At 71.6% G+C, this 9,048-nt stretch carries 10 protein-coding genes and 1 tRNA gene; 6 read left to right on the top strand and 5 right to left on the bottom strand.

The window, feature by feature from the left end; translation table 11 throughout:
* Window positions 1–72 precede the first annotated feature (72 nt).
* Window positions 73–942, top strand: a complete 870-nt coding sequence (locus AC07RM_RS28000) for a UDP-2,3-diacylglucosamine diphosphatase (protein ID WP_093347983.1) — start codon at window positions 73–75, stop codon at window positions 940–942.
* A gap of 12 nt (window positions 943–954) precedes the next feature.
* Here AC07RM_RS28000 and AC07RM_RS27995 read toward each other — a convergent pair whose 3' ends face one another.
* A complete protein-coding gene (locus AC07RM_RS27995) occupies window positions 955–1,878 on the bottom strand; it encodes a LysR family transcriptional regulator (protein ID WP_495336631.1) in 924 nt (307 codons plus the stop codon).
* Window positions 1,879–2,014: 136 nt separating this feature from the next.
* On the opposite strand from AC07RM_RS27995, the gene AC07RM_RS27990 reads away from it, so the two are divergent.
* Window positions 2,015–2,716 (top strand): SDR family NAD(P)-dependent oxidoreductase, encoded by a 702-nt coding sequence (locus AC07RM_RS27990; protein ID WP_495336630.1) that lies wholly within the window; start codon window positions 2,015–2,017, stop codon window positions 2,714–2,716.
* Window positions 2,717–2,731: 15 nt separating this feature from the next.
* On the opposite strand, the gene AC07RM_RS27985 is transcribed toward AC07RM_RS27990, so the two are convergent.
* Window positions 2,732–2,947: a hypothetical protein gene (locus AC07RM_RS27985; RefSeq protein ID WP_296798419.1), complete on the bottom strand. Its 216-nt coding sequence runs from the start codon at window positions 2,945–2,947 to the stop codon at window positions 2,732–2,734.
* Between the two features lie 199 nt (window positions 2,948–3,146).
* On the opposite strand from AC07RM_RS27985, the gene AC07RM_RS27980 reads away from it, so the two are divergent.
* The gene (locus tag AC07RM_RS27980) at window positions 3,147–3,377 is read left to right on the top strand and encodes a hypothetical protein (RefSeq protein WP_490877501.1); all 231 of its coding nucleotides are present in this window, start codon (window positions 3,147–3,149) and stop codon (window positions 3,375–3,377) included.
* Window positions 3,378–3,462: 85 nt separating this feature from the next.
* On the opposite strand, the gene AC07RM_RS27975 is transcribed toward AC07RM_RS27980, so the two are convergent.
* Window positions 3,463–3,539, bottom strand: a tRNA-Met gene (locus AC07RM_RS27975).
* A gap of 35 nt (window positions 3,540–3,574) precedes the next feature.
* A complete protein-coding gene (locus tag AC07RM_RS27970; protein WP_495336629.1) occupies window positions 3,575–5,194 on the bottom strand; it encodes a vWA domain-containing protein in 1,620 nt (539 codons plus the stop codon).
* Window positions 5,195–5,334: 140 nt separating this feature from the next.
* Between AC07RM_RS27970 and AC07RM_RS27965 the strand changes: the two genes are divergently transcribed.
* Both AC07RM_RS27965 and AC07RM_RS27960 read left to right on the top strand, forming a co-directional pair.
* On the top strand, window positions 5,335–6,021 hold the full coding sequence (locus tag AC07RM_RS27965) for a sigma-70 family RNA polymerase sigma factor (protein ID WP_495336628.1): 687 nt from the start codon (window positions 5,335–5,337) through the stop codon (window positions 6,019–6,021).
* Window positions 6,018–7,406, top strand: coding sequence for a hypothetical protein (locus tag AC07RM_RS27960; RefSeq protein ID WP_495336627.1), 1,389 nt, complete (start codon window positions 6,018–6,020; stop codon window positions 7,404–7,406). The genes AC07RM_RS27965 and AC07RM_RS27960 overlap by 4 nt, the downstream gene beginning before the upstream one ends.
* Window positions 7,407–7,457: 51 nt before the next feature.
* Here AC07RM_RS27960 and AC07RM_RS27955 read toward each other — a convergent pair whose 3' ends face one another.
* Window positions 7,458–8,237: an enoyl-CoA hydratase gene (locus tag AC07RM_RS27955; RefSeq protein ID WP_203202937.1), complete on the bottom strand. Its 780-nt coding sequence runs from the start codon at window positions 8,235–8,237 to the stop codon at window positions 7,458–7,460.
* Between the two features lie 157 nt (window positions 8,238–8,394).
* Between AC07RM_RS27955 and AC07RM_RS27950 the strand changes: the two genes are divergently transcribed.
* On the top strand, window positions 8,395–9,006 hold the full coding sequence (locus AC07RM_RS27950) for a DUF2325 domain-containing protein (RefSeq protein ID WP_495336626.1): 612 nt from the start codon (window positions 8,395–8,397) through the stop codon (window positions 9,004–9,006).
* The last annotated feature ends 42 nt before the right edge of the window (window positions 9,007–9,048 follow it).

Below are 9,048 nucleotides of genomic sequence, written 5' to 3'. Positions count from 1 at the left end.
GCGTGGGGACGTCATCGGGATGTCACGCACTTGCCATGGCCAGGTCACGCAAGACAGCCAACCTATCGGTCCATGCAACGCGACGATGCTTTTCTGCGCGCATGGCGCGACACCGATGCCCGCCCCCCCGAGGCGGAGGACGAGGACGTTTCGCGGCCGATGCAGCGGTTTCGAACGCTGTGGATCTCCGACCTGCACCTCGGAACGCCAGGCTGCCAGGCGCGGGCGTTGCTCGACTTCCTCAAGCACACCGAGTGCGAGACCCTGTTCCTGGTCGGCGACATCATCGACGGCTGGCAGCTCAAGCGGCACTGGTACTGGCCGCAGGCGCACAACGACGTGATCCAGAAGCTGCTGCGCAAGGCGCGCAAGGGCACGCGCGTGATCTTCATCCCGGGCAACCACGACGAGTTCGCGCGCAAGTACCTGAACCACAACTTCGGCGGCATCGACGTGGCCGAGGAATGGATCCACGAGACCGCCGACGGCCGCAAGCTCTGGATCATCCACGGCGATCTGTTCGACGGCGTGATCCAGTGCGCCAAGTGGCTGGCCTACGTGGGCGATTCGCTCTACGAATTCACGCTCAAGCTCAACCGCCACCTCAACTCGCTGCGCGCGCGGCTGGGGCTGCCGTACTGGTCGCTGTCGAAGTACCTCAAGGGAAAGGTCAAGCGCGCCGTGAGCTATGTCGGCGACTTCGAGAACGCCGTGGCGCGCGAGGCCCGCAACCGCGGCGCGCAGGGCGTGGTCTGCGGCCACATCCACCATGCCGAGATGCGCGACATCGACGGCATCCTCTACTGCAACGACGGCGACTGGGTCGAGAGCCTCACGGCGCTGGCCGAGCATGCGGACGGGCGGCTCGAGATCATCGAGTGGTCGGCGCACATGCCGGTGCCGTCGAAGGTCGCGCCGGCGCGCGAGGCCGTGGCGGCCTGAGGCCCGTCCCTTTCAGGGATAGGCGGCTTCGCACAGCGCCAGCACCTCGCCGCGCAGCCAGCGATGCGAGGCCTCCTGGTCGAGCCGCGGATGCCAGATCGCCGAGACGTTGAAGGGCGGCGTGGGCACGGGCAGCTCGAAGTGCCGCAGGCCCAGGGCCGCGGCATGGCCGGGCGTGAAGGAATTGCCGAGGCAGGAGTGCGGGATGACGGCCAGCAGGTCCGACTGCCGCGCGACCTGCATCGCGTGGGTGTAGGCCGGCACCACCATCGCCACCTGCCGTGACAGGCCCCGCGCGGCCAGCGCTTCGTCGACCGGGTGGTCCATCTCGCCGGCGCGCGAGGCCACCACGTGGCCGCAGGCCGCATAGCGTTCGGCGGCGATCTCCGCCTCGTCGAGCAACGGATGGCCGCTGCGGCACACGCCCACGTAGCGGTCGCGGAACAGCCGGCGCGTGCGCAGTTCGGGCGCCGTGGTCCTGAGGGTGCCGATCTCCAGGTCGATCCCGCCCTCGCGCAGCGGCCGGGCGTCCCAGTCGGGCTTGGGCGCGAAGCGAAGCCGCACCTGTGGCGCGGCCTGGCGGATCCGCGCCAGCAGGGGCGCGGCGAGCAGGTCGATGAAGCCCTCGCCGGCGCGCAGCGTGAAGCACTGGTCGAGCGTGGCGATCTGCAGCGCATGGTCGGCCGGGGCCAGCGCGGCCTGCGCCTCGCGCGCCAGCGCCGGGATGCGTTCGCGCAATTGCATCGCGTAGGGCGTGAGCACCAGGCCGCGGCCGGCCTGCAGCAAGAGCCGGTCGCCCGTGGCCTCGCGCAGGCGCGTGAGCGTGCGGCTCATGGCGGACACGCTGAGCTCGAGCCGCCGCGCGGCGCCGGTCACGCTGCCCTCGGTCAGCAGGGCATCGAGGGCGGGCAGCAGGTTGAGGTCGACACGGGGCATGGCGCCAGCATAGGGCAGGAGCGGCCAGGCGTGGCGTTCGGTGCAATCGTTGGTTGCAGGCCAGGCGTCTGGTGCAAGGAAGAGGGCGTGCCCAGAATTCGTGGCATCGCAGTCCCCGAGAAAAGGAGCACGCCTCATGTCCCATCCGCAACACAGCATCCTCGTCGTCGGCGCCTCGCGCGGCCTCGGCCATGCCATCGCGGCCGAATTCCTGAAGAAGGGCTGGAAGGTCATGGGCACGGTCCGCGGAACGGCCCGCACCCTGCTGCACGACTTGGCCGACGCGCATCCCGGCCGCGTCGAGATCGAGTCGCTCGACATCACGCATCCCGGGCAGATCCAGGCCCTGCGCGAGCGGCTGGCGGGCCATCTGTTCGACATCCTGTTCGTCAATGCCGGCACCACCAACCCCGATCCGACCCAGACCATCGGCGAGGTCTCGACCGAGGATTTCGTGAACCTCATGGTCGCCAATGCGCTGAGCCCGATGCGGGTGGTGGAAAGCCTCGCGGGCAACGTGCCGCCGGACGGCCTGATCGGCGTCATGTCGTCAGGGCAGGGCAGCATCGCCGACAACGAGACGGGCCAGCGCGAGGTCTATCGCGGCAGCAAGGCGGCGCTGAACCAGTTGCTGCGCAGTTTCGCCGCGCGGCAGGCCGGAACGCCGCGTGCCCTGCTGGCGATGGCGCCCGGCTGGGTGCGCACCGAGCTGGGCGGGCCCGAGGGCCGGCTGACGATCGAGCAGAGCGTGCCGAGCCTGGTCGAGGTGATGCTCGCGAAGCGTGGGCGGCCCGGGCTCGAATACCTCGACTACCGGGGACGCACGGTGGCGTGGTGAGGCGGTGCGCCGCGCTCAGGGTGGGGCGGCACCCTCGTTGAGGCGTCGACGGCCCAGCGGCGTGATGGCGAAGATCACCGCCGGGCGGGCGTCCGGCCGCTCCGGGTTCGGCAACTGCGCCTTGATCATCCCGGCGGCTTCCAGAACGATCGCGCTGCGGACGTCTTTTTCGTCGGCGATGACCAGCGGGAACGAGGCGTCTTCGATGCGGCGAAGAAAGTCCATGGGCATTTCACGTCTCCAAGGCTGCTGCGCGCACCTGCCGCGCAGACTGGACGCTCGAAAAGAGACTCGAGCGTCACGAAACAGACTTTACGTCTTGATGGCATTCACACCGTGACTTTTGTCACATTGGAGCGCAATAATAAGGGTTCACCATTAATACTCAGGTATCAACACAATGTCGGTTTTTACCTGCTGTCAATGCAGCGTGACCCATCTGAACCGGATCGAGCGCAGCACCTGGATGCGGTTCTTTCCCTGGCTGCGCGCCTACCAGTGCAGCAACTGCCGCAAGGTGCAGCTGCTGTCGCCGCGGGCGGTCAATGAGGCGCTGGCGGCCCATGCGTCGAGGGCCGCGCGCCATCCGGGGACTCGGCCGGGCGAGCGCAAGGCTCCCGTGCTCAACGATGTGCCCAAGCGCAGTCCCGACGTGAACTGAGGTGCAGACCAGTCGCTGGTGCAAGCCAGCGGCAGGACCAAAGAAAAAGCCCGCTGTCCGATGGACAGCGGGCTTCTCTTTTGTGTGGTGGCTCTTCACGGACTCGAACCGCGGACCTGTGGATTATGATTCCATCGCTCTAACCGACTGAGCTAAAGAGCCGAGCCTGCGATTATAGCCCAGGCTTTTGGCGGAGTTCAACCACCGCGCGAAGCTTGCGCGCCGGGCAGCTTGCCGAGCTCCTCGGACACCAGCCGCACCACCAGCTTGTCGAGCGTCTGCACCGAGTAGTTGCCCACGTCGTGCACGGTCTGCGTGCCCGGGCCGCTCGCGGGATCGGCGGCGTTCCGGTAGGTCAGGAACACGAAGCGACCGCCGGTGTATTGCGCGATCTGGCGCTGGATGTATTCGCCCTGCTTGTCGAGGCCCGAGGCGCCCACGCTCAGCACCTTGATGCCCTTGCCGAGCGCGGCGGCCATGCTGTCGTCGTACTGCGGACCGGGGTAGTCCAGGTGCGGCGGCGCGTCGGCCAGCAGCATGACGAGCCGCGTGGTGTCGTCGCCGCGCCAGCTCAGGCGCTGCACCGTCTCGTGCAGGGCCTCGTTCATCGCCTCGGGATAGTCGCCGCCGCCCGCGGCCTGCAGCGCGTCGAGCACGCCCTGGAAGGCATCGAGGTCGTTGGTGAAGTCGTGCCGGCGCACCACGAACTCGTCGCTGAGGTCGCGGTAGGCGACGAGGCCGAAGCAGGTGTCGGGACGGCTCGGCAGGCGCGCGACCTGGTCGGCGATGTCGCGCAGCGTGCTGCGCAGGCGGGCGATCTCGTCGCCCATCGAGCCGGTGGCGTCGATCAGGAACACCAGGTCGAGCTGCGCGCGCGCGGGGCGGGCGCCGGGGCGCTCGAGCACCACGTCGACCGCGTTCTTCTGGCCACGGCGCAGGAACGAGGTCGCCTGGCGGCCGTTCTTGCGCACCGTCACTTCATAGACCGGGCTCGATTCGGCATCGAAGGCCTTGGGATGCAGCCAGGCGCGTCCGCCCGCGTCGGTGCGGGCCCACATCGCGGCGCCGTTCGCGGCCTGCACGGCGACCTCGGCATCGGGCACGACGGTGCCCTGCGCATCGCGCACCTGCAGCAGGTAGCGCTCGCTGATGTCGCGCTCGCGGTGCGCGACCTGGGTGCGGTTGCGGAAGGCCAGGTATTCGCCGAAGTCGGCGTTGTCGTCGACCATGCCGGCGGTGACGGGCTCGTGGGCCGGGCGCTGCGCGATGGCGGCCGCGCGGGCGTCGCGCGGCGCGGCTGCCGTGAGGGGGGCCGGGACGGCCGCCGGGGCCGACTCCACGATGGCCGAGCGCGCCATCTTCGCGCTGGAACGGGCTTCGGCCATGGGGGCGGCGCTGGGTGCCGGGGCCACCGGCGCCGCCATCGACGCGAGGGGCGGGGTAGGCATGGCCGGCGGTGCCATGCCCGGCGCGACGGGCGCGGGCATCGCGTGGGGCGCGCCGACGGCGGCCAGGGCAGACCGGTGCCGCGCGCTCCCGCCGCTGCCCGGGGTCTCGCTGGTCCGGATCGGCCGCGCGCAATGCTTCGCCGACGGCGCCTCGAAGTTCGGCATCGCCGGCTCGATCCTGCGCGCGGGCGTGGCGGCGTCGGTGGCCTGCAGCGCCGGCGCGGGCCAGCGCGTGGCCGGGGCGGCGACGGCGGCATCGTTGCGGCCCGCTGCCTGCGGCTCGGTGGCGCCGCAGGCGCTCAGGACCAGGGAGGCGCACAGCAGCGCGACGAGCGGACGGCGAGGGCGAAAGGCCGGTGACGGGATCATGGAACGGCTCCGTGAAGTGAATCGGTGCAGGCTGTTACGGCCCGCCGCCGCCAACGGGGTTAAGCCGGTGCGTCTTTTTTTGCGCCGCGCCAACCCCGACCGGCGCCGTCCCGCGTACCAGCTGAGGTGAGAATCCACCGATGTCCGCGCTGCCCCGCGCCCGTTCCGCCACTGCCAGCCCGGCCGCGCCCGAAGCGACCGGCCGCGACGCCATGCCCGACGATCAGCTGATGCTGGCCTATGCGCGCGGCGACGCCGCCGCCTTCGACGTGCTCTATGCGCGCCATGAAGGCGGTCTGTTCCGTTTCGTGCGGCGGCTGCTGGGCGCGCGGCTGGCGTCGCAGGCCGACGAGGTGTTCCAGGACACCTGGGTGCGGATCATCACGGCGCGCGAGAGCTTCTCGCCACAGGGCGCGGCCTGGCGCACCTGGGCCTTCACGATCGCGCACAACCTCGCGATGGACCGGCTGCGCGTGAGCGGGCGCGAAGTGGCGCTCGACGGCCACGCGGGCGAGGACGACGAGGCCATTCCCGCGCTCGAGCGTGGCGTGCACGGTGCCTCGGACGATGTCGCCACCCATCCCTCGGCCGAGGAGCTCGCGTTCTGGCGCGCCGCGGGCCGGCGCCTGCTGGCCTGCCTCGACGAGCTGCCCACCGAGCAGCGCGCGGCCTTCCTGCTGCACCACGAGGACGGCCTGACGGTCGAGGCGCTGGCCGCCAGCCTGCAGATCGGTTTCGAGACCGTGCGCAGCCGGCTGCGCTACGGGCTGCAGAAGCTGCGCAGCTGCATGGAACGCTACCTCGCGGTGCTGGAGGGCGCGCGATGAGCGCCGGGTTCGACGACGACGACCTGCGCGACGCGCGCCTGCGTCGCGCGCTCGAGCATGCGCCCGACAACGAGGCGCTGCCCGAGGCACGCACGCGCGAGGCGATCCGCAAGATGGCGCACAACCTCGCGGCCGCCACGCCGCCGGCCGCCGCCACTGTGCCGGCCGCGCTGCCGTGGTGGCGGCGCCTGTTCGGCGGCGGCGAAGCGCGCGGACGCATGCCCTGGAACGCGGCTTTCGCGACCTTGCTGGTGGTCGGCTTCGTCACCGTGCTGTGGCGGCAGGAGCCGGTGCCCGATGCGCGGCTCGATGGCGAGGCGCGCGTGGGGGGCGTGGTGGCGGAAGCGCCGCCGGCACCGCGTGAGGCGCCCGCCGTGGTGCCCGAGGCGCGGCCCGAAGCTGCCGCGCCCGTTGCGCCCGCTGCGCCTTCTGGTGCGGCGGCCGAGGCGGCCGGCAATGCCGACACGGTGCGTCGACCGTCCGCGCCCGCCGCGGCTGCGCCGCGCGCGCCGGCACCGCAGGCCGAGCGGCGGCAGGCCCCGGCCGAGCCGGCCGCCAAGTCGCGCGAGTCGGCCTCGCTGGAGCGGGCCACGCCGGCGCCCGCGACACCGCCACCGGCTGCGGCCGTCGCGCCGCCACCGCCGCCCGAAGTCGCCGCAGCACCCGTGGCGCCAGCGCCTCCGCCTCCAGCAGCCGTCGCCGCGCCGCCCGCAGCCGCGGCACCACCACCGCCTTCGGCGCCCGCGCCCGTGATCGCCGCTGCACCACCCGCACCCGGCGCAGCGCCGCCTGTCGCCGATGCCGCACCCGGCGCCGCGCCGCTGGCGGCCGAACAGTCGTACAAGAAGAGCGAAAGCGAACGGGCCTCGGTCCGCGGTGCGGCCTCCGCCCTGCAGTCCGTCCCGCCGGCCCTCGCGCATGCACCGCAGCCATCGGCCGCCGCGCCGTCCGCGCAGCTCTCGCAGGCCGAGTCCGCCGCGCTCCCGGCGCCCTCGCGCGCCCGGCTGGCCGGCGCCGCGGCGCCCGCCGTCGAGCGCGCGCCGTCCTTCGCCGCGCTCGATCGCTGGACCGCCTGGTCGGCCGCGGGCGACACGGCGCCGCGCCATGGCCGCGCCGACATCGAAGCCTTCCCCGCATTGCTGGGCGCGGTGTCGCGCTCGGCCACCCAGCCAGAGGCTGCGCTGGCCGCACCGGTCGAAGCGCGCATCGCGCTCTACCGCGGCCGCACCCTGGTCGCGCTGCTGGAGATCGCGGGCGAGCAGGTGCGCTGGTCGCCGCAGCCCGGCGGCGCGGCCTTCATCGGCACGCCGCCCGCGCAGGCGCTCGCCTCGCTGCGCGCCGCGCTCGAGCGCGCACGCGAGATGCCTTCGACGCCGCAGCGCTGAAGGCCACCGGGCGTCGGGCAAAAAAAAGCGGGCCTCTCGGCCCGCCCGCCATCAGGCGTTCTTGAAGTCCGGCTGGCGCTTGGTCAGAAAGGCGTCCATGCCTTCCTTCTGGTCCTGCGTCGCGAACAGCGCATGGAACAGCCGGCGCTCGAACATCACGCCGTCGCTCAGGCCGCTCTCGAAGGCGCGGTTGACCGACTCCTTGGCCGCGATCACCGAGATCTGCGAGAAGCCGCAGATCACCAGCGCGGCGCCCAGTGCCTCGTCGGCCAGCTTCTCGAACGGCACCACGCGGCTCACCAGGCCCGCGCGCTCGGCTTCGGCGGCGTCCATCATGCGGGCGGTCAGCACCATGTCCATGGCCTTGCTCTTGCCCACCGCGCGCGGCAGGCGCTGCGTGCCGCCGGCGCCGGGGATCACGCCGATCTTGATCTCGGGCTGGCCGAACTTGGCGTTGTCGGCCGCGATGATGAAGTCGCACATCATCGCGAGCTCGCAGCCGCCGCCGAGCGCGAAGCCGGCCACGGCGCCGATCACCGGCTTGCGGATCGAGCGGATGGTCTCCCAGTTGCGCGTGATGTAGTCGCCCCGATAGGTGTCGATGAAGCTGTACTTGGCCATCGCCGCGATGTCGGCGCCGGCCGCGAAGGCGCGCTCGCTGCCGGTCAGGATGATGCAGCCGATGGCGTCGTCGGCGTCGAAGGCCTTCAGGGCCTGGCCCAGCTCGGTCATCAGCGCGTCGTTGAGCGCATTGAGCGCCTTCGGTCGGTTGAGGGTGATGATGCCGACCTTGCCAGCTTCGGTCCGCACTTCGATGTTCTCGTAGCTCATGGTGTCTCCGGGGAAGGGAAGAAAAACGCGCTTCACTATACCCACGGTGCCGTGCGCCACCGTGGCACGGGGCTGCTGGCCGGTGCCTTCGCCCTTCCTGCTCCATGGCTTTGTTGAGAATTGTTCTCAACTAGAATCCGCGGCCATGGAGTTCCCGATGCAAGAACATGCCGTGTTGCTGCGGGCCTATGCCCGCGTGCAGGAGCGCTGCTCGCAGCTGCTGGCCGAGCAGGCCGCGCTGGTGGAGCGGCTGGAGGCGCAGATCGTGCGCCTGCGTGGCGCGCTGGTGGCGCGCGATTCGGCGATGGCGATGGTGCGCGAGGAGCTGGCCGCGCGCGCGGCCATCGGCGCGGCGCTGCCCAAGCGGCTGCATGCGTTGCTCGCGCCGGGCACCGCGCGTCGCCTGGCCATGCCGGCGCAGGCGCCGGTGCCCTCCGACCTGCGCGAGAAGGCCGTGCTCTGCGTGGGCGGCGACGAGCGCACGCCCTCGCTCGCGCGCCAGCTGGTGGAGATCGCGGGCGGCCGCTTCCTGCACCTCGAAGGCGCGGACGGCGCCGACGATCCCGCGTTCGAGGCCAGCCTGCGCGCGGCCGACCTCGTCATCTGCCAGACCGGCTGCCTGAGCCACGACGCCTACTGGCGCGTGCAGGACCATTGCCGCCGCACCGGCAAGCCCTGCGTGATGGTGGGCGAGCCGCAGCCCATTCATTTCGTGCGGCGCGAGACGGCCGAGGAGGCCGCGGCCGAACGGGCCTTGCCCGCGGGCTGAAGCACCAAAAGAAAAACGGGCCGCTGACGGCCCGTTGTTCAT

The sequence above is a fragment of the Variovorax sp. GW821-FHT09B05 genome, assembly GCF_059418265.1.
Note: the sequence above shows the minus strand (reverse complement) of the source record. Positions and strands in the feature narration are given on the sequence as shown.